Here is a 25,423-nt window from a genome sequence, read left to right on the forward strand (position 1 = left end):
CAGCGCGTCGTCAATGTCCGGCAAGCGGTTTGCCAATTCGAGGCGATAAAAAAGAGCCGATGGCGTCGCTTTTGTTCCCGAGCGTCCGCATGATTTCACTTCGTGCGCCGGGCGGGGTGATTGGGCCGCGGTCTTCGCCCCCAATCAATGGCTTGCGCGCCGATCTCCTCGCGATAGCTTGAGGTGACATGACAGAAGGGGGAATTATGCGTGGCTTGATGCTGGGGTTGGCCGTCATGGCGTGCGCGGCGGCTCAGCCGGTCGCGGCGCGATCGGTCAAGGTCGAGGAGGTGTCGATCGACCAGTTGCAGACGATGATGTCCAACGGTCGCGCCAGCAGCGTCGATATCACCCGCGCCTATCTCGCGCGGATCGCGGCCATGGATCGCAAGGGGCCGACATTGCGCAGCGTCATCGCCATCAACCCTGAGGCACTGGCCCAGGCCCGCGCCTCGGACGCAGAGCGTCGCGGGGGCAGGGTGCGGGGGCCACTGCATGGCATACCCATCCTGATCAAGGACAATATCGAGACCGCTGACAGGATGGCGACCACGGCCGGAAGTCTCGCGCTGATCGACAATGTCACCGGTCGCGATGCGCCGGTCGTCGCGATGCTGCGTCGGGCCGGGGCGGTCATTCTGGGCAAGACGAACCTTTCCGAATGGGCCAATATTCGCTCGACCCATTCGATGAGCGGCTGGAGCGCCGTTGGTGGGTTGGTCCGCAATCCCTATGGTCTGGATCGCACCGCATGCGGCTCGTCCTCCGGGTCGGGGGCGGCCATTGCGGCGAGCTTCGCGGCGATCGCGGTCGGCACGGAGACGGATGGGTCGGTGGTCTGTCCCTCCTCGGTCAATGGGCTGGTCGGTTTCAAACCCTCGATCGGCCTTGTCAGCCGCACCCATGTCGTGCCGATCAGCCACAGCCAGGATACCCCCGGCCCCATGGGCCGTAGCGTCCGCGACGTCGCGTTGATGCTGTCGGCCATGGTCGGGAGCGATCCGGCCGATCCGACAACCGTGAAAGCGGCCCCCCGCGATTACACGGCAGGGCTTTCGACCAGCGCGCTGTCCGGAATGCGCGTCGGGGTCATCCGACCCAAGTCCATGTCGGATACGCTTTCGGTGCGATACGATCAGGCACTGGAAACGCTTAAAGCGGCGGGCGCCGTCCTGGTCGAGGTCAGCGTCCCCGAGCTCAAGGGGCTGGGAGAGGCCGAACAGACCGTCTTGATGACCGAACTCAAGGCTGATCTGGACGCTTATCTTGCCACCACGCCCCCAGCCGTGAAGACCCGGACGCTGGATCAGGTCATCGTGTTCAACCGTGCCCATGCGGCGGAAGAGATGCCGTTCTTCGCGCAGGAACTGTTCGAGCAAGCGGCCAAGACACGCGGCCTTGACGATCCGGCCTATCTCGCAGCCCGGCAGCAATCGCTTCGCCTGGCGGGTAAAGAGGGCGTGGACGCGATGCTGAAGGCGGCGGGCGTTCAGATACTGGTCGAGCCGACCTATGATGCCGCCTGGCTAAGCGACCCCATCTATGGCGATCAATATAGCGGGCCGTCGGCATCCGAACTGCCCGCGGTGGCGGGCTATCCCCATCTGACCGTGCCGATGGGGCTGGTACGTGGCATGCCCGTTGGCCTGTCCTTCATCGCGACGAAGGATGCCGATGCGGTCGTCCTGGGTGCGGGCTATGCCTATGAGCAGCGAGCCAAGGCCCGGCAGGTGCCGCGCTATCTGCCCCAAACCGATGCGGGCAAGGGTCTGGACGGTCGGCAAGCGACATAAATGGTAAAGGCCCCGGCGAAAACCGGGGCCTTTGTTGATCGAGCAGAACCGGCCTTAGAAGGTACCGCGCAGACCGATCAGGAACTGGCGACCCGGCTTATACTGGGTGAAGGTCGCATTTTCGAACTGGAAGTAGGAGCGCAACGTCGCATTGGTGAAGTTGGCGACGTTGATGGTCAGCTGCGGCGCGCCCGGAATGCCGAAGATCTTGTCCAGGTCGAACGCCGACGAGAAGTCATAGGTGGTATAGTCGGTCCCGAACAGCGCGGCGGCGGGAATGCCGTTCTGGGCCGCGCCGCTGTTCTGCGATCCCTGACGCGAGGTGGTCGCGACGCGCAGCATCACGCCATTTTTCTCGTAATAGCCTGTGATGTTGTAAGTGAAGGGCGCCACACCGAAAGCGATGGCCGGTCCGTCGCTCCGCTGGTCGACGATCGTGGCGTTGGCGTTGAAGCCGAAGCCGGTGATACCGATGGCGCGGGTCAGGAAGTCGAGCGGCTGAACCCACTGGAATTCCAAGCCGTTGATGGTCAGCTTGTTGGGCACGTTGACCTGCGACGTCACCTGTACCTGCGCCTGGCTGGGCCCGCCACGTGCGTCGATCGCGATCTGCTGCGTCGGGTTCAACGTGTCATAGGTAATGCCGTACTGGCCCAGGTTGGAGAAGGGCACGGTATTGATCGCGGTGGTGGTGAAACCCTCAATCGACTTGCGGAAGGCGTTGAAACTGATGACGCCTTCGCGTCCGGTATAATATTCGAAGCCGAGGTCGAGATTGGTCGACAGATAGGGCGCCAGCGCCGGGTTGCCGATAGACGCCTGATCCGCCGATGGCGCGCCGAAATTGACGCCGGGCAGCTGGGCCGAGGGATCGGGCCGGGTCATGGTGCGCGACCCGGCAACGCGTACGACCGCATGCTCGCCGACGTCATAGGCAAACGTCGCGGCGGGCAGCCATTCGGAATAGACGTTCCGCGTTTCGGCGATATTGACGATATTCGGATAGCGGCTGCCATCGGGCAGCGATCCGCCACCGGCCGGCGAATTGCGTGGATCGGGAAGCGAGACGCGACCCGAAATCATCTGGATCGTGTTGACGTAGCGCACGCCGACATTGAAGCGCAGCGTATTGCCGCCCAACTCCTGTGCGCCGTTGATCGTCGCGAAGGCCGACTTGACGACTTCGCGAATGAAGCCGCCGCTGGCACCGGTATTGGCACCGCCGCTCTCCGGCGCATTGTCGTGGAAATAGTTGTAGTTGCTCGCTGCGGCGAAGGCGGGCCAGTTGACGGTGACGAAGCCGGCAGGCCCCGGCATCAGATAGGTGGGCGCTAGGTTGTTGGGGATCAGCGATCCGCCATAGCTGACCGGACCGCTCATACCCGCGGTCGATCCCGTGCCATATCCCGGATAGGTGGGATAGCCTGCCGGCGCAGCGCCGGGGGCGTTCAGGCCGGTGCAGGGCGGCTGCGAATTGGGAGAGGGGACCGCGACATTCGGATTGTTGCCGCAGACCGCATTCTGCCAATATTGGCTGTTGTCGAAGCCGCGAATGCGGCGCGACGTATCGTCATAAGCGCCACCGACCTTCAGATTGAGCGCGGTGTCGCCCCAGGTCAGGTCGCCGCGGAAACCTTTGTTGATATTCAGGCGGCGCTCGTCCTGCAAATTGACGCGGCTGCCTGCATTCCAGCCGAAATTCTTAGGGTCGTTCAGGTCCAGCGCGCTGGTGATCGTCGGAATACCGCCATTGTTGGAATAGGTCACGGTGTTGCCGACGCCCAGCGGCGTGGTCATCCCGACGGTCGGGCTTTCCCGGTGGAAGGTCGAGCGCGCATAATTGCCCTGGAAGTTCAGCTTCAGCTTGTCGTTGATCTCCCATTCCCCGCCCGGATTGACGCTCCAGAGGCGGGTCGTTTCGGTATAGGGGCGAAATTCGTTGAAGAACTGGACATTGGCGAAGGTGCCGCCGGTGACCGTACAGCCAGCGCTGCAATCCGCCTTGTCGAACGTCAGATTGGTCGGGATGATCGCGCCGTTGCGAACGATCCACGCCATATTCTCTCGCGTCAGTTCGTTCTGCTTATAGCCGTACAGCCCGTCGATATAGAAACGCAGCGTATCCGACGGCCGATATTCGGCGCTGACGATCGCGTTCACGCGGTCACGCGGGCCGCGAATGCTGGTAACGCGACCCAGGCGCGGCAACAGTCCGTTGTCGATCTGCTGGATCGTGGCGCCTGGATTATTGGCTAGCAGAAAGGCCCTGTCGATCGTCGTGCCCGCCACCAGTCCGGCGCCGGCCCCCTGCGGGACCACCGCCGGGATCGTCCAGTTGCCGCCGCCCGTGCTGTTGCAGCCGCTTGTCGCACCGCACTGGGCGGCCGTCAAAGCGGGATTGGTGTAGCCGATCGTCTCGAACCCGCGCGTATCGGTAAAGATGCGCTGCGCCGATACGCCTCCCAGAATGCCGAAGCTGTCGTTCCGCCAGCTTCCGATCAACGAACCGCGCGCGCCGATGCGGTCTTCGGGCGTCTGCTTCGTGCCCTGGATATTATAGGCGACGAACGATGTCTGCCGATCGAAGGGCCGGGCTGAGCGGAGGTCGATGTTGCCGGCGGCGCCCCCTTCGAGCAGGTCGGCCGTATAGCTCTTGTTCACGGTCAACTTAGTGAACAGGTCGGTCGGAAAGAAGCTGAGATCGACCGAACGGTCAGTGCCTTGCGCATCGGTCGCGCCTGAGGACGCCACCGCGATCGGAGCGCCGTTCAGCGTGACGTTGGTGAAGTTCGATCCTAGTCCCCGGATGGCGACGTTCGTACCTTCGCCCGTCACATCGCGCGTGATCGTCACGCCCGGAATACGGTTGAAGGACTCGGCGATGTTGGTGTCCGGGAACTTGCCGATATCCTCGGCGAAGATCGAGTCGGTGAAACCGGTCGAGGCGCGCTTGGCGTTGGTCGACTTGGCAAGGCTGGAGCGATAGCCGGTGACGACGATGTCTTCGCTCGTCGTGCCCTGAGTCTGATCGGTCTGGGGCGGGGGGCTGACCGCCGGGCCATTGTCCTGTCCATCGGCCGGGGCCTGTTCCTGCGGCGGGGGAACCGCCTGCGCCAGAGCCGTGGACGCGGTCATCGCGCCGACCGCCGTGGCGCACAGCAAGGTGAAGCGGCGCAGGCGGACGTTGGGCGTCGTTCTCATGGCAAATCCTCTCTGTCGACCCGCTGCCGTTCGTCGCGGCATGCGAGGATATTGGAATGATGATGAAGATGGTCGGGGGGTGCGGCGCTCAGGCGGTCGAGCAGCAACGGCGAAGGGTGGCGCGATGCTCGCAGGATGATCGGGCGGCAGCCATAAGCCCCGAACAGGACGTCACGCCTGATCGCCTTCGACGCGCTATTGCCTTGGAAACCATTCCGCTTCCTCTCAAGACCGTCTGATGCGGTTTTACTGATAGCGCTATCGATACGCCTATTGGTTAGTAAGTCAAATGCAAATTGGTTAGGCCGGAATGGATGAACGGAAATTCATGGCTTATGCCTCGTGTCCCACCACGATTCTCGAAAGGTGGCAACACTTTCCTCAATGATGCCCGCGGCAGTGATGAAATCGAATGCAGATCGGCCCGACCAGATTGGCCAGGCAGCGCCTTTGGCCGCAGTCGAGATCGATCCAGCTATCCATCGCGCCGTTTAATCCGCATCGGCACAACAGCTTAATGGGCTTGTCCAGGCGCATGCGGATACTGCTGTGCTTTGTACCATGCCAGATCATGCTCGGGTGGGCGCACACCCGCTGGCAGCGGGAGGTGATTGACCGACATCCAATAGGCCAGGCTGGCATCGCGCCACCATTGGGCTTCACGATTCTGGATGGCGAGATAGGTCGCCGTTTTCTGCCACCGCTCGGCATCGATCTTGTCCCGCAGGCCGCCCCATTGCTTCTGCATGTTCGCAACATAGGCAACGCCGCGATCATAATGGGCCACCAAATCCTCCCACAGAGACCGCCCGTCCGCCACGCGGTACGTCCACGGCAGATGATGGAACCATAGCAGCATCGACTCTGGCGTCGTTCCCGGCTTGGCAAAGGTCCGGGCAACCGGACCGGCATATTGTCCGACGGCGTTGCTGCCCGACTCGGTACGGTCGAACCCGATCCCGGCGGCATCGGCACGGTGATAATAAACGGGGTTCCATTCCGGACGAGCCAGTTCGGACACCCAGGGCCCGGGACCATAATGATGGCCGGTCGCCATCAGATGCGCCAGCCCCAGGGCGCCGGTATAGTCCACCACCGCCTCACGCGATCCCATCATCATCGTGGTTACCGTATCGATCACCTGGCGGTCCGGGCCGAAGGTCTGTGCGGCCCAGGCGCGCGCGATCGCCTCCGCAGAAAGGTCAGGATCCCAGGCAAGGCGGCCAAAGGCGTACCAGTTCGCCTGATTGAAGGTCGATCCACTCCAATCGCGATCGCGCCCGATATTGGCGACGCCTGCCATACCGGTAAGCTTATGGTGTTCCGCCTTGCCGTCGACCACATCGGCCACCGTCTCTCCAGGACGGTGGCCCGTCCTGGCGTCCAGGACCTCGGTGAACAACGGCCCGAGATACGCCAGATGCGTCGCGAAGCCGAGATATTCCTTGGTGATCTGGAATTCGATCATCAGCGGCGTGCGGGGCATCGCGCCGAACAGCGGGTGGAATGGCTCGCGAGGTTGGAAGTCGATCGCGCCGTTCTTCACCTGTACTAGGACATTGTCGGCGAATTTGCCATCAAGCGGTTTGAACTCGGAATAGGCTTGCTTGGCACGATCCTCCGGATCGGTTTCCGCATAGACGAAGGCCCGCCACATCACGATGCCGCCATGGTCGCGCACTGCAGCGGCCAGCATGTTGGCACCATCCGCATGGCTGGCGCCATAATCGCGAGGACCCGGCTGCCCCTCGCTATTGGCCTTGACCAGAAAGCCGCCAAAGTCGGGTATGGCACGGTAGATTTCGTCCGCCTTGGCCCGCCACCATGCCGCAACTGCGGGATCACGCGGGTCGGCTGTCTTTAGTCCGCCAAGTTCGATCGGGGCCGAAAACCGGACCGACAGATAGACGCGAATGCCCCAGGGGCGGAATATATCGGCCAACGCCGCCGCCTTCGCGATATAGGGTGCGGTCAGGCTGTCGGCCTTGGCATTGACGTTGTTCAGGACCGTGCCGTTGATCCCGATCGACGCATTGGCGCGCGCATAGTCGGTGTAACGAGGATCGCGAAAATCGGGGAGCGTCCACCAATCCCAGAGCGACTGCCCCGCATAGCCGCGCTCGACCGAACCATCCAGATTGTCCCAATGGTTGAGGACGCGCAGTTTGACCTTGGGGCTGGATCGCAGGTCGATCGACTCAGCGGGACCGCCAGTGTTCAGGTGACGGATCAGCGCGAACGCGCCGTAAAGTGCGCCCCGATCGCTATTCCCCGCAACGAGTATCACCTTCCGCCCATCGAGTGTCACGCTGCGGATGAGATAGCCTTCATCTCCCAGCCCCTTAAATTTCAGGCCTAGCATTTTGAGGGAGGGGCTTGAGGCGGTAGCAAGGACGACCGGCGGCGCGTCGGGTGAGAGTGCATGGCGAAGTTCACGCTCCGCGAGCATCAGCGTGGCGGAGTCGCCTAACCGGTTTGCCTTCATCTGTCGGACCGATGAAGCGGCTGGCTTCAGCCAAAGCGCGTAACCATCCTCCGCTGATGCGGGCAATGGCACCGTCATCAATGGGATAGACAGAGCCCCCAGCCATATGCGCACTCTGTTCATGCCATACTCTCCCGATGCGCCGCCAATTGACAAGCTGGCGCTTGGCCATCAGGGTACCGCTATCAGACCAATTGGCAAGTCGATTAAACGGCTTTGGACAGAGGAGGGGTGCCATGGCCCGCAGACCGGATACTCCTCACGCGGCAGTTGCGCTGGTAGTGCCCGAACCTGCGCGCGTATCGGCTCCTCATTCCGATTGGACCCGTAATTCGGTGGATCGCGCCCCGCGATCGATTGCTTTCGACTTCGTCTAAAGGACCCCGCATGCCCAAGATCATCGCCGCCCGCCTGATCGTCACGTCGCCGGGCCGCAATTTCGTCACACTGAAGATCGAATGCGACGACGGTACGTTCGGGCTGGGTGATGCGACCCTCAACGGGCGCGAACTCGCGGTGGCGAGCTATCTGGAGGACCATGTCCTACCCTGCCTGATCGGGCGCGACGCGCATCGGATCGAGGATATCTGGCAGTATCTCTACAAAGGTGCCTATTGGCGTCGCGGCCCCGTGACCATGACGGCGATCGCGGCCGTGGACATGGCGCTGTGGGACATCAAGGGCAAGGTTGCGGGCCTCCCCGTCTATCAGTTGCTGGGGGGGGCCGCGCGTGACGGATGCCTGGTCTATTGTCATGCAAACGGCACCACGATCGAGGACACGATCGCCACGGCGATCCGACACCGCGACGAAGGGTATCGCGCAATCCGTCTGCAATGCGGCGTGCCTGGCCTGGCGTCGACCTATGGTGTCGCCAAGTCGGGGCAGCGCTACGAGCCGGCCGACGCCGATCTGCCGAGCGAGAGTGTCTGGTCGACGGAAAAATATCTGCGGATCGTCCCGGAGCTCTTCGCCGCCGCGCGTGAGGCCTTGGGGTGGGACGTCCATCTGCTGCACGACGTGCACCACCGCCTCACGCCGATCGAGGCGGGGCGGCTCGGCAAAGACCTGGAACCCTATCGCCCCTTCTGGATCGAGGATGCCACACCGGCCGAAAATCAGGACTCTTTCCGCCTGATCCGCCAGCATACGACGACGCCGATCGCCGTTGGGGAGGTGTTCAATTCGATCTGGGACGCCAAGCATCTGATCGAAAATCAGTTGATCGATTATATTCGCGCCACGGTCGTCCATGCGGGGGGCATTACCCATTTGCGGCGGATCGCGGGGCTTGCCGACCTGTATCAGGTGCGTACCGGCTGTCACGGCGCAACCGATCTGTCGCCCGTGACCATGGCGGCCGCGCTTCACTTCGGCCTGTCGGTGCCGAATTTCGGTATTCAGGAGCATATGCCCCACACGGACGAGACCGATGCGGTCTTCCCGCATCATTATCGGTTCGACGATGGCATGATGCATCCCGGCGATGCGCCCGGCCTGGGTGTCGCAATCGACGAAGAACTGGCGGCGACCTATCCCTATAAACGGGCCTATCTGCCGGTGAACCGGCTTGAGGATGGTACGCTGTGGAGTTGGTAAGATGAGCGACCTGACCCAAGCCGCCGCGACCGCGCCGGAAACTGCCGTTCACGCCGTTCCGCCGCCACGCGGCCGGATCCGTTGGGTCATTTGCGGCCTGCTCTTCGCGGCGGTCGTGCTCAGCTATATCGACAGATTAGTGTTGGGCGTGCTCAAGCCGCAGCTGACCGCGCTCTACGGTTGGACTAATAGCGGCTATGGCGACATCACCGGCTATTTTCAGGTTGCCTATGGCTTAGGCTTTCTGTTGTTCGGCTGGCTGATCGACCGGATCGGGCCTCGGGCCGGTTATCTGCTGGCAATGGGCGCGTGGACGGTCGGGCATTTCGCCAAGACACTCGTCACCTCGACCACTGGGTTCGCGCTGGCTCGTATCCCGCTGGCCTTTGGCGAGGCGGGGACATTTCCGTCCGCTCTCGCCGCAGCATCGCAATGGTTTCCGAAGAAGGAACGGGCGCTGGCGATCGGCATCTTCAACGCCGGTGCCAATGTCGGTGCGGTGGTCACGCCGCTTCTCGTGGGCTTCCTCATCGCAGATATGGTGCTCGACTGGCGCTGGGCGTTCATCATCACCGGGCTCTTCAACCTCATCTGGCTGACGGCATGGTGGCGGCTCTATCATCCCCCTCACGCCCATCCGCGCATCACGCCGGAGGAACGCGCTTGGATCGAAGCCGAGCCGGTCGAAACGTCGGGCCGCGCGGGCTTTCTGACGGTGATGCGCCACCGCGAATCCTGGTCCTATATGACGGGCCGCTTCCTGATCGATCCCGTTTGGTGGACGTTCCTGTTTTGGCTGCCGGACTTCTTCCATAGCCGCTATGGCTATGACCTGAAAAGTTTCGGACCGCCGCTGGTCGCCATCTATATCATGGCCGATGTCGGGGCGATCGTCGGTGGCTGGTATTCGTCGCGCCTGCTCAAGCGCGGGGCCGAGACGGGGTGGGCCCGCAAGCGCGCGATGTTCGCCTGCGCTTTGTTCGCCCTCCCGGTCATGTTCGCTGCACAGGCGAGCAGCATCTGGATCGCCGTGGCAATGATCGGCCTGGCCTGTGCCGCGCATCAGGGCTTCTCGACCAATCTCTTTGCGCTGCCGGGTGATCAGTTTCCGCGCTACGCCCAAGGCACGCTGATTGGCCTGGGTGGCTTTGCCGGGGCGACCGGCGGGTTCATCGCGTCCAAGGCTTTGGGCGTTCTGCTGGACCGCGTGGGGAGCTATCAGCCTTTCTTCATCGCGTGCGGCATCGCCTACCTCTTCGCACTGCTCGTCTTCCAGCTGCTCAACCCCCGTTATCGCAATGTGCAGATAGCGGACAGGTGACGTCCTTTCGATGGGATGCGATCCCGGCCCGATGACCGGGATCGCAGTGACGTCAGGCCTTTAGCGAGGCGGCATCGAGATCGACTTCCAATTCGCGCGCCCAGAAGCGTAAGTCGCGGCATTGCGTAACGAAAGTCTTCGCGTCCTTGGACTTGGCGAGCGGCACGAAGCCGTCATCGCGGTCCTTGACCCCGGCCGCATCGAACAGATTGTTCGCATCCGCTGTGTGACCGATGAACTTGCAATGCGCAAAGGCGTCGGCCACGAAGTCCTTCGCCGTGGCGTCTTTCGCCAGCATCGCGGCCCCTTGCGCCGATGGCAGGACTGCGACCGCATCATAGAGGACCGAGGGGCCGCCATCGATCTTCTGCTTGGCGGCGACCTTGGTCCCGTCGTCCAGGGTCACGCCACCGATCTTGGGCGCGACGACCTCCCACAAGCCGCCCTCGGCGTCGAGCGCCTTGGTCAGCCCCTTGAACAGGTCCGCGCTGGAGCCATCGGTCAGCAAAAGGCCCATCTTGCGACCCGCAAAGCTTTTCGGCCCATTGGCCAGGATGCTGAGCTTCGGCGACGCCGACAGGTCCAGCGTCGGCTTGGCCGCCTTGGCCGGCTCGGGCAGTTCCAGCCCCAGCCCGTCCGCCACCGTCGCCGCCAGACCCTCGTCGATCAGGCGGAGGTGCGACACCGCGCGTGCCCGGATGTCGACCCGCTCGACCTTCGACAGCTCGAATACCAGGGCGTCGCCGATATGCTTCTGCTCGATCGGCAACTGGCTGACGAAGAATTGCCGCGCCTGGCTATAATGGTCGGAGAATGTCTCCGCCCGGATGCGCTGCTTGGTTCCCCGAACCTCGGCCGGGTAACTGCGGTAACCGGCCGTCGGGTTCTCGCGTGGGCCACCTTCGGGGCCCCAGCTGTTCGGCTCGTAATTGGCGCGGCCCTTGGGATTGCGCATCGCCATATGGCCGTCCTGCTGGAAATTCATGACCGGGCAGCGCGGGGCATTGACCGGGATATGCGTGAAATTCGGCCCGCCCAGCCGCTTCAGCTGCGTGTCCAGATAGGAAAAGTTACGCCCATGCAGGAGCGGATCGTCCGAGAAGTCGATGCCGGGCACCACATTCTGCGTGCAGAAAGCCACCTGCTCCGTCGCCGCGAAGAAATTGTCGACATTGCGGTTGAGGGTCAGTGTGCCGATGATGCGGACGGGCACATCCTCTTCAGGGATCAGCTTGGTCGAATCGAGATGATCGAAGGGGAGGCGATCCGCCGTCTCCTGATCGAACAATTGCACGCCCAAATCCCATTGCGGGAAATCGCCGGCCTCGATCGCCTGCCACAGGTCGCGACGGTGGAAGTCAGGATCGGCCCCGTTGATCTTGACCGCCTCGTTCCACAGAACCGACTGCAAGCCCTGTCGCGGCTTCCAATGGAACTTCACGAACGTCGACTTCCCCTCGGCGTTGACCAGTCGGAAGCTGTGGACGCCGAAGCCTTCCATCGTGCGGAACGAGCGGGGGATGGTCCGGTCCGACATCTGCCACATGACCATATGCCACGCTTCGGGGGTCAGGCTGGCGAAGTCCCAGTAATTGTCATGGGCCGACTGGGCTTGCGGGAACGCGCGGTCCGGCTCCTGCTTCACCGCGTGGACCAGGTCGGGGAACTTGATCGGGTCCTGGATGAAGAAGACCGGGATATTGTTGCCGACAATGTCCCAATTGCCCTCCTTGGTGTAGAACTTGACCGCGAAGCCGCGCACGTCCCGGGCGAGGTCCATCGATCCCTTGTTGCCCGCCACGGTCGAGAAGCGGACGAACACCTCCGTCTGCTGCCCGACTTGGCTGAGAACCTCGGCGCGGGTATAGTCGGCCAGGCTGTCGGTCAGTTCGAAGACCCCATGCGCGCCATAGCCGCGCGCGTGGACGACGCGCTCCGGAATTCGCTCATGGTCGAAGTGGAAGATTTTCTCACGCAGGATGAAATCTTCGAGCAACGTGGGGCCGCGTTCCCCTGCGCGCAGGCTGTTCTGATCGTCGGCGATCGGTACGCCCTGCTGCGTGGTCAGCGTACGGGCGGGGTCGTCGGTCGTCTGGTGCGTCTCGCCGCCATGACCCTGGGGCTCGGCATAATGGGTCGGCACTTCGGCACCTGCGGGAAGGGGCGGTGCCTTGGCCGGGCTTTCGCCCTTCATCTTGCCCGCATCGCCCTTGCTGGTCTTGGTCGCCATATCGTCGTCTCTCGCTGTTGATCGGATCACATCGTCAACGCGCGGATTGCGAGATCGCCCTACAAGTAAATGATTGATTTTTATCAAGTCGGTTTCACCTGTATTAGTCTAATAATCGATTGATTGATGATGATTAGCCACATGGTTTGTGGTTGGTCGGCCTGCGGATCGGCCGCTGGTGCTCGGGAGAACGGACCTGCTCGATACCCTTCCCGTCATTCTGTGCATCCCGGCCCGGAATGAAGAGGCGTCGCTGCCGACCCTGCTCAGCGCCTTGAGTTCACTCGTAGTCGAGGGAGGGCGGCTGACCGTCTGCATCTATCTGGACGATTGTCAGGATCGCAGTGCCACGCTGCTGGATCGAGCGGCTTCGGACCGTCCGTTCCGGCTGTGCGTGACGGCGGGGCGAAGGAGGGGCGGCCCCAATGCCGGTGTCGCCCGACATGCCGCCATGACGATGGCGCTGGACACTCTACAGGGCCGCGAAGCATTGCTGTTCGTGACGGACGCCGACAGCATCCCGCAGCCGGATTGGATCATGGCGGGCCAGAAAGCGCTGGCGGAAGCGGATGTCGTCGCGGGGCGCATCACACGAAGCGGCGCGCTCGCCGATCCCGAGCAAGGTCGGCTCGAGCGTTATTATGATCGCCTGCATCGCTATCGCCGTCTCCTCGACCCCGTCCCCTGGGAAGCGCGCGACACGCATCACTTCGGCGGCGGCGCCAACATGGCAATGCGCGCCTCGGCCTATCGCGCCGTCGGCGGTTTCAAACCTCTGGCCACCGCCGAGGACGCGACCTTCCTCGACGATGCGGCGCGAGCGGGGCTTCGAGTCCGGCGCGATCGCGCCATGGTCGTCGAGACCTCCTCCCGCCGCGAGGGTCGAGCGGCGAACGGTCTCGCTGGAGCCTTGCGTGCCCTTGATGCCGGAGAGGATCGGCGCGTCGCTCACCCGGCGGCGGCGGCATGGCAATGGAGCGCACAGGCAGCGGCCAGGCAGAGTTTCACGATTATCGACCGAGCCGACATCCGAGCGGCGCTCGGCGATCGACTGGGTCTGACGCCGGATCATGTCCTGGGCGTCGCACGCGATTGTCCCAATGGCGAAGCCTTTGCGATGCGGATTGTTCCCGCATCCCCCATCTACACCGACCTGGTCGGCCTCGCCGAAGCGGAAAATCTGTTGTCCGCGATGGAAAGGCAATCGTGCGAGATCGCGGCATGATCGCGATGGCGCAACTCGTGCGGGATACGATCGAGGCGTCCGGTTGGGCCCATAATCCCGCTCGCGACCCGCAAACGGCCGAGGAATATGTCGCCCTGTTGAGGACGCTCTACGAGATCGGGCGCCGCGACCTTCCGCTCGCGCGATTGGTCGAGGGGCATGTCGATGCCGTACAGATCGTCGGCCGCCATGGCACAATGCAACAAGTCGAGCGACTGCGGGAATTGGTCGCACAGGGTGCAACGCTCGGCGTTTGGAATGCCGGGCTGCCCGGCGAGCCGCTTCGGCTGGACGGCGGGCGGCTGACGGGGGGCAAGAGCTATGCGTCGGGAGCAGGCGTGTTGAGCCATGCCTTGGTCACGGCGGACGTTCTCGACGGCGTGCAACTGATATTGCTCGACCTCGCACGAACGGAACCCGAGATCGATCGCGGCTGGTGGCAAGTGACGGGGATGCAGCGGTCCGAAACGCATCGGGTCCGCTGGGACGGGGTGCTGACTGACGAAGATGATCTAATCGGCATCCCGAACGTCTATGCCCAAGAGCCTTATTTCAGCGGTGGCGCGTTGCGCTTCGTCGCGGTTCATGCTGGTGGCATTGCCGGGATTTCCGACCGGGTGCGCGACCATCTCGTCCGGACCGATCGAGCGTCCGATCCCTTTCAGGCGGCACGGCTCGCCGAGTTGTTCGCGCTGGCCGATGGCGCGGGCGCGGTGGTGCGTCGTGCCGCGACACGCTGGTTCGAGGAGCAGGGCGAAGCACGGTTGGCGCGGATCGCCGCAGCCCGCCTCGCCGTGACCGACGCCGCCGAGCGGTCGATCGTGATCGCACGAGAGGCCGTGGGTCTCGCCAGCCAGTTCATCACCCACCCCCTGTCGGCCATGCTTAGCGACTTGGCGGTCTACCTCCGCCAGCCGGTTCCGGACGCGCAACGTCTTCGCGTTGGTCGGGCGGTGGAGGGTGGCTTGCTGGCGCCGTCGCTATGAGGTTGGCGATCAAGGGCGTTCGCAGAGCCGTGATCGTCGCGCCGCATCCCGATGACGAGATCATCGGCGCGGCGGCATTGATCCGGACGCTGCGCCGTCAGGGCAGCGACGTGCAGGTCGTCATCGTCAGTGACGGTGCCGCGTCGCATCCGGCGAGCGTGTCCTGGCCCCGCAACCGCCTGATCGCGGCACGGCGACGGGAAAGCAGGAATGCGTTGGCGAGGCTGGACGTGATGCGGGGAAACGTCACGTTCCTCGACCTGCCTGACGGTGGACTTCCAGCCAATTTCGACCGATGCCGAGTGCAGCTTCGACGGGTGCTATCGAGACGCCGGGGCATCGATCTGATCGTCGGTCCCTCACCACATGACGCGCATCCCGATCACCAGGCGGTGGCAGAAGCGCTGAGCCGGATTCCGGTCACGGCATCATGTTGGACATATCAGGTCTGGCCTCCGCTACGACATAGGCAGGGCCGTTGCCGAACCATCGTGATGCCGGGCGGAGCGGCGGCAAAGCGCTCGCTGATCCGAGCCCATCGTACCCAGTTGGGCGCGATCAAAGATGACCCACAGGGGTTCGCCATCGCCCCCCATGAACTGACCGTCTTCGCGCATCCGGTCGAACGCTTTGTGGTAGCTGGATGATGAAAGCGGCCGACTTGAGCAGCTTTGCCGCGAAGTTCGCGGCTGACGGCGATCCGTGGTCGACCTTCAGCAATCGCGACGAAGCCGTGAAGCGCGCGGCGATCCTCCATGCGCTCGGTCCTGCCCCAATGGGGCGCGTCCTCGAATTGGCGAGCGGCAATGGATCGAACAGCCGTGCCATTGCGCCCAGGGTGCTTCGCCTCGACGCGACGGAGGGCACTGCCGCCGGGACGCGATTGACCGCCAGCGCGATCGCGGCGTGGCCACGGGCGAGGGCGATCGAACTGGCTCTGCCCGCGCGCCTTCCCGCGCGGCCCTATGACGCGATCGTTGTGGCCGAGTTGCTTTATTATCTGTCCCCCTTGGACATGGCGCGCGTCGCGGATTGTGTCGGCAAGGTATTGCGGTCGGGCGGGCGACTGGTGCTCGCGCACCACCAGGTCGATTATTATGATTTCGCCCAGCACGCGCGCGGCATCCACGAACGCTTTCTCGAGGAGACCGGATGCGACTGGCGCATCAAGGTCGTTCGACGCTGCGCGCGCTGGATCGTTTCGGTAGCCCGAAAGAAATGATCGACCTCTTGGCACAGGAATAGAGCTGCAACACGGATCCAAACCCGATAATTGGCTGCATCGCGTTCCGTCTGTCGTACCGTCGTTCTTCGTCGCTATCGCGGGCTTGGCGATGCCATATCTGCGAGTCACACGCTGGTCGGAAAGCAGAGCGCAAACGCCATAGCCACGCTCATCGGTTTCGGACGCCGTCACGCTAGGATGCGCAAACCGGGATTGGTTCAAGCGTCGCTGCGCCAGCGTTCGACGGCCCGATCATAGCGATCCTGCGCCTCGTCCAACGCAGACTGTAAATCGCGCCGTTCGGCGGCATGACGGCGTTGCAATTCTCGGCGCTGCCGTTGGGCTTCCTCGACCCGCGCCTTGGCCTCGCCATCTTCGGCTCGGTGCCGGGACTCCGCAGCGTTCAGCGCGGCCTCCGCCTCCGTCACCGCCGTGCGGCTTGGGCGTGGTTTTGGCTTCGCTGGCTTTTTCGGCGGTGAATCAGCCTTTTGGGGGTAATCCTTATCCATTTTCGACAGCTCGGCGAATTGCTCCGCTTCGGAGCCGCGCAGGTGACGGATGACCTCGCCGGGCTTGGCCAGCGCTTCCGCGATCAACTCCGGGTCCGACACTTCGGATGCGAGGCCGCGGGCGAACAGGTCCCGCTCGCTCCCCCAGGCGCGTAGCGCGGCGGCCCGGCTTGGCGCCGCGACATAGACATCGTGGAAACCGATGGGTGTGGTGAAAACCTTCAGCTTGGGCGTCCTGGCCATCATGCCTCCTCGGGCGTGAACCCGCTTTGGGTCTCGTACGTTGATAATCGAGCAAGGAGAACGCTTTATGGCCGCTCGCGCCTATTGGCAGGGACAGATCAAGCTCGCCTTGGTGAGCATTCCGGTCGAAATCTATTCCGCCACCCGCTCGGGCGCCACCATCTCGTTCAAGCAGATCCACGAACCTAGCGGCAAGCCGATCCATTATGAGAAGGTCGTGACCGGCATTGGTCCCGTCGACAAGGATGAGATCATGAAGGGCTATGAGGTGAAGAAGGGCGAATTTGTCCTGCTCGAACAGGATGAGATCGACGCCGTAAAGCTCGAATCCAAACGGACCCTGGAACTGACCCAGTTCGTCGACGCGGACGCCATCGACGTGCTGTATTACGAAAAACCGTTCTTCGTCGTCCCGGCGGACGACCTGGCGAACGAAGCCTTTATCGTCCTTCGCGAGGCGTTGAAGCGCACCAAGAAGGTCGGGCTGGGCCAGTTGGCGCTGCGGGGGCGCGAATATGTCGTCAGCCTCAAACCCTCCGGGCGCGGCATGGTGCTCGAAACTCTCCGCTACGCCGATGAAATGGAAAAGGCGCAAGGCTATTTTCGCGAAATCCCGGACGACGACCCAGATGGCGAGTTGCTGGACCTGGCGGAGGCGCTGATCGACCGGAAGAGCGCGGCGTTCCATCCGCAGGAATTTCACGATCGCTACGTCGATGCGCTGAAGGATCTGATCGAGCGGAAACGCAAGTCGCGTGGCAAGAAGGTCATCGAGGATGATGGCGCGACCAATGCCCCAAAGGCGTCGAACGTCGTCGATCTGATGGCGGCGCTCCGTCAGTCGATGGACGGGAAGGGTGGCGGCTCGACCGCGAACAAGGCGCCGGCCAAGAAATCCGCCCCCCGCAAACGCGCGCCCGCAAAGTCGTCGGTGAAGAAGCGTGCCTGATCGCCGCAAAGCCTCGATCGCAGCGGCGGAGAGCGATAGGCTGGCGATCTACAACGCCAAGCGGGATTTTTCGCGAACGCCGGAACCGGCCGGGGCGCTGGCGCACGGTCACGCCAACAGCTTCATCGTGCAGAAGCATGATGCCACCCGGCTGCATTGGGATTTCCGTCTGGAAGTGGACGGTGTGCTGAAAAGCTGGGCGGTCACACGTGGCCCAAGCCTGGACCCCAATGAAAAGCGTCTGGCGGTGCGGACCGAGGATCACCCGCTTTCCTATTCCGATTTCGAGGGGGTCATTCCTAAGGGAGAATATGGCGGCGGAACGGTGATGCTTTGGGACCGGGGCACATGGTCGCCTGTCGCGGGCAAGTCGGCCGCCGATCTCGCTAAAGGGCATCTCCATTTCGTATTGGACGGCGAACGCATGCGCGGCGAGTGGATGCTGATCCGCTTGAAACCGCGGGGCCGGGAAAAGCGCGAGAATTGGCTACTGCGCAAGGTCGAGGATGACTTCGCGGGCGCGACCGATGCGCTCGTCGAAGAGGGGCTGACCAGCGTCGCTTCCGGCCGGACCATGGCCGAGATTTCAGACGGGAAGGCGGCGAAGGCTAAGGCCCCGCCGAAACGGATCAAACGGAACGTCAAGAGAGCCGTGGCAATGCCGGGTTTTCGCGAGCCACAACTCTGCACCTTGCGCGATACGGTTCCCACCGGGGACGCCTGGCTCCATGAGATCAAGTTCGACGGCTACAGGGTCATGATCGCCACAGGGGGCGGGAAAGCGACGATCTTCACGCGGACCGGGCTGGACTGGACCGACAAATTCCCGGCGATCGCAAAGGCTGCCGCGCGCCTCCCCGCGGCGGCCCTGATCGACGGTGAAGTCGTGGCCTTCAAAGACGGCCGCCCCGATTTTTCGGCTCTGAAGACCGCCATCAGCGAAGGTGGCGAGATGGTTTTCATGGCCTTCGACCTGATCGAACAGGATGGCGACGACATCGGCGAGTTATCGACACTTGATCGCAAGGAGCGGCTTCGTGCGCTGCTGAACGACGCGCCGAACGCCATCCGTTTCGCGGAACACGTCATCGGGAAGGGGGAAGCCCTGCTCGAGCAAATGTGTCGAGACGGATTGGAAGGGGTCGTGTCCAAGCGTGCGGACGCGCCCTATCGCTCGGGCCGCGCCAGGGCCTGGATCAAGGTGAAATGCGTTCAGCGTGGCCGTTTTCGGATCGTCGGGTGGTTGCCGTCCGACAAGCGTCGCGGGTTTCGATCGCTCTTGCTGGGGCAGGAAGGGCCGGGGGGTCTTGCCTATGCAGGGAAGGTCGGAACGGGCTTCGATACGACGGGCATGGATGCGATCGTCGGGAAATTGAAACGACTGGAGCGCACGACGGCAACCGTCGACGCCCCCCGCGCGATGGTTCGCGGTGCGCATTGGGTGACGCCCAGCCTGGCGGCCGACATAGCCTATGCGGAAGTGACACCTGACGGACTGCTGCGCCATGCCAGTTTTCTGGGGCTAGGCAGTGAACCGGGCCGTGAAGATGCACCAGAACCCGCCGACGGCGAAACCAGTGTGAAGGTGACGCATCCCGACCGCATCATCTTTCCAGACGGTGATATCACCAAAGGGCAACTCGCGGAATATTATGCCAGGATGGCCGGGTTGATGCTGCCCTTCATCGGCGATCGTCCGATCAGCTTGGTTCGCTGTCCGCAGGGCAGGGCGCGGAAATGCTTTTTCCAAAAGCACGACGCCGGCAGCTTCGGGGAGCATGTCCACCGCGTGCCGATCCGCGACAAGGACGGCAAGAGCGACGATTATCTTTACGTGAAAGACGCCGACGGCCTGGTCGCCTGCGTACAAATGGGGGCCATTGAGTTCCATGGATGGGGCTCGCGGGTCGCCACCTTGGAGAAATCCGACCGAATGGTGTTCGATCTGGACCCGGACGAGGGCCTGGCCTTCACCGACACCAAGAAGGCGGCCGAGCACCTAAAGGAGCAACTGGCGGAGGTCGGCCTCACCAGCTTCCCGATGTTATCGGGGGGCAAGGGCGTGCATGTGGTCGTACCGCTTCAGCCCCTTGCCGAATGGGCCGAGGTCAAGAGCTTCGCCGAACGGTTTGCCCGCGCTCTGGCCGCTCTGGAGCCCGATCGCTTCGTCGCGACCATGTCCAAAGCCAGTCGCAAGGGCCGCATCTTCATCGACTGGCTTCGCAATCAACGCGGCAGCACCGCGGTGATGCCCTATTCTGCCAGGGCGAGAAATGGCGCACCGGTGGCAGTGCCGGTCTCATGGACCGAATTGCGCGATATCGAGACCGCGGCGGCCTGGACGATCCATGACGCTGCCGCCCTGATCGAGCGTGCTTCCGGAAGGGCGCTGTCTGGCTGGGGCTTGGCCAGCCAGACGCTGCCGGAACTGTGACGGCTCAGGGGATCAGACGGTCGGCCCGGAGCCGTTCGAACAGGGCGAAGAACGCATCGTCCGTCGGTTGATACGCCGTGAAGCCAAGACGGCGGCTCTTGCTCATGTCCGTCACCACTTCGATCGGGCGGCCCAGATCCGCGTCGGTATGCCAGGGTGATGCCAAACGGTTGAGGTCAAACTCCGCCAGCCCCTCTCGCTCGGCAATCCGACGCCACAGCGGCGCATCGTCTACCATCTGCCGCTCGAGCGGACGCACGACGCCATCGAACAGCGCGGGCTCCAGGCCGAACCACTGCGCAATGCGGCCCCACATCCACTGCCAACGGAAGACGTCGCCGTTGACGACGTTGAAAGCCTCGTCATGTGCCGCCTCCGTTTCGGTCGCCCAAAGCAGATGGCGGGCCAACTGACCCGCATCGGTCATGTCCGTCAGGCCGGCCCATTGCGCCGCCGAACCCGGAAAAGTGAAGGGACGGCCTGTTTCACGGCATAAGGTGGCATAGACGGCCAGCGTCGTGCCCATGTTCATCGCGTTGCCAACCGCTAGGCCGATTACCGTGTGCGGCCTGTGGACGCTCCACGTAAAACCATCGCGGGCGGCGGCGGCGAACACCTCGTCCTCCTGCGCATAATAGAAATTCTCGACGTCCAGGCGCCCCTGTTCCTCGCGAAAGGGGGTCTGCGGAAGCGTCCCCTTGCCATAGGCTTCGAACGGACCGAGATAATGTTTGAGACCGGTGACCAGCGCGACGTGGCGCGGGCGGTTCGGCTTCGGTAGGCCGTCCAAAAGGTTGCGGACCATCGCACCGTTGACCCGGATATTCTCCGCTTCGCTATCCTGCCGCAGCCATGTCGTGATGAACACGGCATCGGGGTCCAGATCGCGCAATGCTTCGGCTGTAGCGTGAGCGTTCAGAAGGTCTGCCGCGACTGGTTCGACGCCCGCCTGCGCGGTCGGACGCCGGGCAAGGCCGTGGACCTTCCAGCCCTGCTCCACGAGCAACCGAGCCGTCGCGCTGCCCACGATCCCGCTAGCGCCCACCACCAATGCCGTCTTAGCCATGAATAACTCCACTTTGCGAACAAGTTAGGCATAGCTGGACAGGGCTTCCAGAAGGCACCATTTGGTGACCCAGGCACCAGGGAGTAACCATATGCAACCCGGATCACCGGATGAGGAATGGCGCGAAGACTGCGCGCCGCGCCGCATTCTGGAGTTGTTCGCCACCAAATGGACCAGCATGATCCTTCACACGCTTCACGCCCGGCATGAAGGGGCGGCGCGGACCGGCGCCTTGCTGCGAAGCCTTCCCGGCATCTCGAAGAAGATGCTGACCCAAACGGTCCGCGACATGGAGGCGAGCGGCTTGATCAGCCGCCATGTCCATAGCGCCATCCCGCCGATGGTCGAGTATAAGCTGACCGAATTGGGCCAGCGCTTCGTCGAGCCGGTCGAGATGCTGTATGGCTGGGGCAGGGACAATAAGGATGCGCTGGATCGCCTCGTCCCTCGCGCAACGTCGCGGCGAAGCTAGGCGACCGACTGCTCGGCCTGGAGGGTCGCCACCTCGCAAAGCGTGTGGGTGGCCAGAATGTCGTCGGCACGTGTAGGCCGTCCCTCGCGGACCGCCGACAGGAAATCGGAGCACATTGCGTCGAAACCACGCTGTTGCCCGACTGACGTCCAGTCACCCCGGCGCTCATGACATTCGGTCCCGTCCAGGCGAATTCGGTCCGAGATATTCAGCACGGATTGCCGCAGACCGTTTCCGATCACGTCCAGCCGTTCCTCGTTCAGCCCGCTATCGCGGTGCATGGTCCCGATCGCGGTGAAGCCTTCGCCCGCCAATGTCAGGATGATGGCAGATAGTGATCCGCCTTCGCCATGGACCTCAATGCTATGACGGGTCACCGATGACGGTGCGAGAAACAGCAGCGTATCGATGACATGGATGAAATCGTCGAAGATCACGCGGCGCGGCACATCCGGTTGGCGGTGGCGGTGCTTCTCCATCATGATCAGGTTCGCCCCCGACCCCTTGAGCGCGGTATAGGCGGGTGCGAACCGGCGGTTGAAACCGACGGCCAACAATGTCCTTTGACGCTCCGCCAAAGCCACCAGCTGCTCGGCCTCCGCCAGATTGTCGGCCAAGGGCTTGTCGACGAATGTCGGGATGCGGCGATCGAGCAAGTGTCGCACCAAGGACGGATGCGCCTCGGTTGCGGCATGGACGAAGGCGGCGTCGAAATGCCCGCTGGCCATCGCATCGTCCAGGCTGGAATAGGTGCCAACGGCGTGAAAGGCGCGTCCGGCTTCCGTCAGGGTTCGCGCGTTGCGGGTGGCGAGGTGCAGCTCGACATCGGGGCGGGTCGCCAGAACGGGCAGATAGGCCTTGTGGGCGATGTCGCCCAAACCAATGACTAGCACGCGCATATCCGTCTCCTAGCTCCTCTTCGGGAGCCATGACGGATTGCGTCCGCAGGCCCGAATGTCTACCAAATCCCGGTGCACTCTATCCCAACCGATCCCATCGAGGCGCGTGTCAAATTGTGCGACGCGCTGGACCGTATTGGGGCGGAGGATCAGGACGCGCTCAGCGAATTATACCGAATGACATCCGCCAAGCTGTTCGGCATCTGCCTTCGGATATGCGGTGATCGCAGTTCCGCCGAGGATGTCCTGCACGACGTTTACACCACCATCTGGAAACGGGCAGGGGCGTTTCAACCGGGGCAGGCGAGCCCCATGGCCTGGCTCGCCACCATCGCACGCAACCGCTCAATCGACTGGGTGCGCGCGCGTCGCAAAAGGCCGACCTCGCCGATAGACGCCGCCGCCGAGATCGCGGATGACTCACCCGATCAGTCCCTGACCGTCGAGCGAACGGAGACGGCACAACGGCTTCACGAATGCCTCGAAGCATTGGAAGTCCGCCAACGCGACGCGATCCGAACCGCGTTCTTCGACGGCAAGACCTATGCCGAACTGGCCGATGCGAAGGGCGTGCCGCTGAGCACGATGAAGACATGGGTCCGGCGAGGCCTGATGCAATTGCGGGGGTGCGTCGGTGACGACTGATCCCGATATGATGGCCGGCGAACTGGTGCTGGGGCTGCTCGATGGCGAGGAACGCGCAGCCGCGCTTCGTCGGATCTTGTCCGACCCGCATTTCGCGGCGGAGGTTGAATGGTGGCGCAATCACTTCGCCCATCTCTTCGACGATTATCGTCCCGCAGATGCGCCTGCCCATATCACAGCGCAGATCGTCGCTGCGCCTGCCGCCAAGCCGCGCACGCCGATATGGGCGACCGCCTCGGCCGCAGTCGCGATCGCTGCCATATTGCTGCTGTTCCTGTTGCCACGCCCCGAGCCGGTATCACTTCCGCTTCCTGAGGCTCGCTCACCCAATCTGATGATCGCGGCGCTGGCCCCGGAGGCAAAGGACGCCAAGCCGATCGGCACGACGGTGAATATGGATCGCGGCGAGCTCCGCATCGCAGGCAATGCGCTGGCCCCGGAGGGCAAGATCGCGCAGCTTTGGGTGCTTCGCGAAGGAAAACCTTACTCGCTGGGTCTGTTGAACAGAGACGGTGCGACGCGCATCATCGTTCCGACCGCCCGTCGCCAAGACCTTCGGACCGGCGCGGTACTCGCCATTTCGATCGAACCGCCAGGAGGATCGCCCGAACCGACCCCGACAGGTCCGGTTGTGGCCACTGGCACCTTGGCGACGACTTGACGATCAGAAGAGCAACGCGCCACCGGTCACGAGACGCAAGCCCGGTGACGCGTGATTGAGTCCAGCAACAGCGAGAATGTCGAGTTGCATGACCTTTGTCGGCCGCCATGCGGCGGATAGCGCGGCAAGCGCCATGGTCTCATGCTGGTCGGGTTCGTCATCCCGCTCCAGCGATAGTTCGGCGGTGGCGGTGACCTTCTCGGTGAACTTGTATCGCAGGCCGGTAATCTCGCTATAGGCCAGATGACGGCCCATGCCGGATTCATTGGCCGCAGCATCGGCCTCTCCGGTCAGCGCAATCGCAAGCTTTTCGGTCAGTTCATATTGGACGGGGACGATGACGCCCGTCGACCAGGTGCCTTCGCCGACAGGGTAGCGCCCTGTCGGGGCGGTGAAGAATGCCTGCACGCCCGCCGAGAAGGCCTTGCCCTTCTGCCCGGCCAGATGCTGGCGGATCGCGAATGTCATGTCGCCGGTACCGGTGATGGTATCGACGCTGCCATCCGTCTTGTCCCGCGTGCGGTCGTGGCCGTAACCGACCCAGTCGAATTGCAACTCGGTATTCTTGCCGATCCCGACGCGGGTCAAAATATCCGCCGTGATGATCCGATCGTCACGCTGATCGGATTGATCGTCGCGTTGCCAGTCCAGGGTCGAGACCTCGACATGGACGCGGCCGGGCTCGGTGGTGCAGCTTGAGCCGCCAATGCTGGGCCGGGTGGGACAGAAGCGGGGCTCATCGTCTTCGGCAAGAGCGGGGGCAGCCGCCGCAACAGCCATGATGCCCAACAACCCCATCACTGTTCTTCGCATGATCACCCCCTAACTGCCTGAATTACCTGCCGCTTTGGCTAGCAGGGCGCAACGCGTCAATAGGGGGGCGTGGCACGAGCCCGTTGTTCGCGCGCGGCGGATGTCCACCATGCCAGGTCGTCGGCGAAACGCGGAAAGGTGCGCGTCAGTGCCTGGCCGCCGTCTCCGATCGGCCGACCATCCGCATCGAGCGCCTGACCGATACCCCCCACAGCTAGCGTAGTCGAGATGACGACCATGCCCATCTCGGACAAGCTACCGTGCCATGCGACACTGGCATGGGCACCGGCCAGCCGCCCGGCCGAGTAGCTCGCGATGGCGGCGGGTCGCCAGAACCATTCCTCCAGGAAATGATCGGTCAGGTTCTTCAGGCCCGGTTGTTGGCCCCAATTATATTCGCCCGTCACGAAGACGAAGGCGTCAGCGTCTCGAATCTGGCTGGCGAGCCGCTCCATCGCCAAAGGGGCCTCTCCGGCCGGATACTCCTTGTACATACGGTCTAGCATCGGCAAGCCGATGGCCTGTGCATCGATCAACTCGACGTCGGCGCCCCGCTCCGCAAAGGATCGGACGAGATAGTTGGCCAAACGTATGCCCTGTCGATCCGATCGATAGGAACCGTAGAAGACCAAAATGCGGTCGGCCATCGCTTATCTCGAACATCATG

At 63.2% G+C, this 25,423-nt stretch carries 21 protein-coding genes; 13 read left to right on the top strand and 8 right to left on the bottom strand.

The annotated features are described in order from the left end of the window. The first annotated feature begins 206 nt into the window (after positions 1-206). Positions 207-1,793: an amidase gene (locus tag NZL82_RS09285; protein WP_261269474.1), complete on the top strand. Its 1,587-nt coding sequence runs from the start codon at positions 207-209 to the stop codon at positions 1,791-1,793. A 54-nt stretch (positions 1,794-1,847) separates the two neighbouring features. Here the strand turns inward: NZL82_RS09285 and NZL82_RS09290 are convergent, their stop codons facing one another. Further along, positions 1,848-4,994, bottom strand: a complete 3,147-nt coding sequence (locus tag NZL82_RS09290; protein ID WP_261269475.1) for a TonB-dependent receptor — start codon at positions 4,992-4,994, stop codon at positions 1,848-1,850. Between the two features lie 56 nt (positions 4,995-5,050). Between NZL82_RS09290 and NZL82_RS09295 the strand changes: the two genes are divergently transcribed. Next, positions 5,051-5,233, top strand: coding sequence for a hypothetical protein (locus tag NZL82_RS09295; RefSeq protein WP_261269476.1), 183 nt, complete (start codon positions 5,051-5,053; stop codon positions 5,231-5,233). A 275-nt stretch (positions 5,234-5,508) separates the two neighbouring features. On the opposite strand, the gene NZL82_RS09300 is transcribed toward NZL82_RS09295, so the two are convergent. Continuing rightward, on the bottom strand, positions 5,509-7,602 hold the full coding sequence (locus NZL82_RS09300; protein WP_261269477.1) for an alpha-glucuronidase family glycosyl hydrolase: 2,094 nt from the start codon (positions 7,600-7,602) through the stop codon (positions 5,509-5,511). Positions 7,603-7,866: 264 nt separating this feature from the next. Here NZL82_RS09300 and manD point away from each other — a divergent pair, with 264 nt between their 5' ends. Then, positions 7,867-9,078: a D-mannonate dehydratase ManD gene (gene manD, locus NZL82_RS09305; protein WP_261269478.1), complete on the top strand. Its 1,212-nt coding sequence runs from the start codon at positions 7,867-7,869 to the stop codon at positions 9,076-9,078. Position 9,079: 1 nt separating this feature from the next. After that, positions 9,080-10,399 carry an MFS transporter gene (locus tag NZL82_RS09310; RefSeq protein ID WP_261269479.1) on the top strand — a complete coding sequence of 440 codons (1,320 nt, stop codon included), beginning with the start codon at positions 9,080-9,082 and terminating at the stop codon, positions 10,397-10,399. Positions 10,400-10,451: 52 nt separating this feature from the next. Here NZL82_RS09310 and NZL82_RS09315 read toward each other — a convergent pair whose 3' ends face one another. Next, positions 10,452-12,629 carry a catalase gene (locus tag NZL82_RS09315; RefSeq protein WP_261269480.1) on the bottom strand — a complete coding sequence of 726 codons (2,178 nt, stop codon included), beginning with the start codon at positions 12,627-12,629 and terminating at the stop codon, positions 10,452-10,454. 178 nt (positions 12,630-12,807) lie between these two features. Here NZL82_RS09315 and NZL82_RS09320 point away from each other — a divergent pair, with 178 nt between their 5' ends. Genes NZL82_RS09320 through NZL82_RS09335 form a run of 4 tightly spaced genes read left to right on the top strand, consistent with a single transcriptional unit; the run spans position 12,808 to position 16,062 of the window. Continuing rightward, the gene (locus NZL82_RS09320) at positions 12,808-13,854 is read left to right on the top strand and encodes a glycosyltransferase family 2 protein (RefSeq protein ID WP_261269481.1); all 1,047 of its coding nucleotides are present in this window, start codon (positions 12,808-12,810) and stop codon (positions 13,852-13,854) included. Then, a complete protein-coding gene (locus tag NZL82_RS09325) occupies positions 13,836-14,840 on the top strand; it encodes an acyl-CoA dehydrogenase family protein (protein WP_261269482.1) in 1,005 nt (334 codons plus the stop codon). The genes NZL82_RS09320 and NZL82_RS09325 overlap by 19 nt, the downstream gene beginning before the upstream one ends. Further along, positions 14,837-15,487, top strand: a complete 651-nt coding sequence (locus NZL82_RS09330; RefSeq protein ID WP_261269483.1) for a PIG-L deacetylase family protein — start codon at positions 14,837-14,839, stop codon at positions 15,485-15,487. The genes NZL82_RS09325 and NZL82_RS09330 overlap by 4 nt, the downstream gene beginning before the upstream one ends. A gap of 14 nt (positions 15,488-15,501) precedes the next feature. Continuing rightward, positions 15,502-16,062, top strand: a complete 561-nt coding sequence (locus NZL82_RS09335) for a class I SAM-dependent methyltransferase (RefSeq protein ID WP_261269484.1) — start codon at positions 15,502-15,504, stop codon at positions 16,060-16,062. 221 nt (positions 16,063-16,283) lie between these two features. Here the strand turns inward: NZL82_RS09335 and NZL82_RS09340 are convergent, their stop codons facing one another. Beyond that, a complete protein-coding gene (locus NZL82_RS09340) occupies positions 16,284-16,817 on the bottom strand; it encodes a hypothetical protein (RefSeq protein WP_261269485.1) in 534 nt (177 codons plus the stop codon). A 67-nt stretch (positions 16,818-16,884) separates the two neighbouring features. On the opposite strand from NZL82_RS09340, the gene NZL82_RS09345 reads away from it, so the two are divergent. Both NZL82_RS09345 and ligD read left to right on the top strand, forming a co-directional pair. Next, complete coding sequence (locus tag NZL82_RS09345; protein WP_261269486.1) at positions 16,885-17,766, top strand: Ku protein; 882 nt, start codon at positions 16,885-16,887, stop codon at positions 17,764-17,766. Next, on the top strand, positions 17,759-20,200 hold the full coding sequence (ligD, locus tag NZL82_RS09350) for a DNA ligase D (protein ID WP_261269487.1): 2,442 nt from the start codon (positions 17,759-17,761) through the stop codon (positions 20,198-20,200). Before NZL82_RS09345 ends, ligD begins: the two co-directional genes overlap by 8 nt. Before the next feature lie 4 nt (positions 20,201-20,204). Here ligD and NZL82_RS09355 read toward each other — a convergent pair whose 3' ends face one another. Continuing rightward, on the bottom strand, positions 20,205-21,266 hold the full coding sequence (locus tag NZL82_RS09355; protein ID WP_261269488.1) for an SDR family oxidoreductase: 1,062 nt from the start codon (positions 21,264-21,266) through the stop codon (positions 20,205-20,207). Between the two features lie 91 nt (positions 21,267-21,357). Between NZL82_RS09355 and NZL82_RS09360 the strand changes: the two genes are divergently transcribed. Further along, positions 21,358-21,738, top strand: a complete 381-nt coding sequence (locus NZL82_RS09360; protein ID WP_261269489.1) for a helix-turn-helix domain-containing protein — start codon at positions 21,358-21,360, stop codon at positions 21,736-21,738. Here the strand turns inward: NZL82_RS09360 and NZL82_RS09365 are convergent. Further along, positions 21,735-22,637 carry a Gfo/Idh/MocA family protein gene (locus NZL82_RS09365; protein WP_261269490.1) on the bottom strand — a complete coding sequence of 301 codons (903 nt, stop codon included), beginning with the start codon at positions 22,635-22,637 and terminating at the stop codon, positions 21,735-21,737. The two genes, NZL82_RS09360 and NZL82_RS09365, sit on opposite strands and share 4 nt — an antisense overlap. A gap of 72 nt (positions 22,638-22,709) precedes the next feature. Here NZL82_RS09365 and NZL82_RS09370 point away from each other — a divergent pair, with 72 nt between their 5' ends. Continuing rightward, positions 22,710-23,282 carry a sigma-70 family RNA polymerase sigma factor gene (locus NZL82_RS09370; RefSeq protein ID WP_261269491.1) on the top strand — a complete coding sequence of 191 codons (573 nt, stop codon included), beginning with the start codon at positions 22,710-22,712 and terminating at the stop codon, positions 23,280-23,282. Further along, positions 23,272-23,943, top strand: a complete 672-nt coding sequence (locus NZL82_RS09375) for an anti-sigma factor domain-containing protein (protein ID WP_261269492.1) — start codon at positions 23,272-23,274, stop codon at positions 23,941-23,943. Before NZL82_RS09370 ends, NZL82_RS09375 begins: the two co-directional genes overlap by 11 nt. Positions 23,944-23,946: 3 nt before the next feature. On the opposite strand, the gene NZL82_RS09380 is transcribed toward NZL82_RS09375, so the two are convergent. Together NZL82_RS09380 and NZL82_RS09385 are read right to left on the bottom strand one after the other, a co-directional pair. After that, positions 23,947-24,756: a transporter gene (locus tag NZL82_RS09380; protein ID WP_261269493.1), complete on the bottom strand. Its 810-nt coding sequence runs from the start codon at positions 24,754-24,756 to the stop codon at positions 23,947-23,949. Between the two features lie 56 nt (positions 24,757-24,812). Further along, positions 24,813-25,403, bottom strand: a complete 591-nt coding sequence (locus tag NZL82_RS09385) for an NADPH-dependent FMN reductase (protein ID WP_261269494.1) — start codon at positions 25,401-25,403, stop codon at positions 24,813-24,815. Positions 25,404-25,423 lie beyond the last annotated feature (20 nt).

The sequence above is a fragment of the Sphingomonas sp. LC-1 genome, from assembly GCF_025371035.1.
Classification (GTDB): Bacteria; Pseudomonadota; Alphaproteobacteria; order Sphingomonadales; family Sphingomonadaceae; genus Sphingomonas; species Sphingomonas sanguinis_E.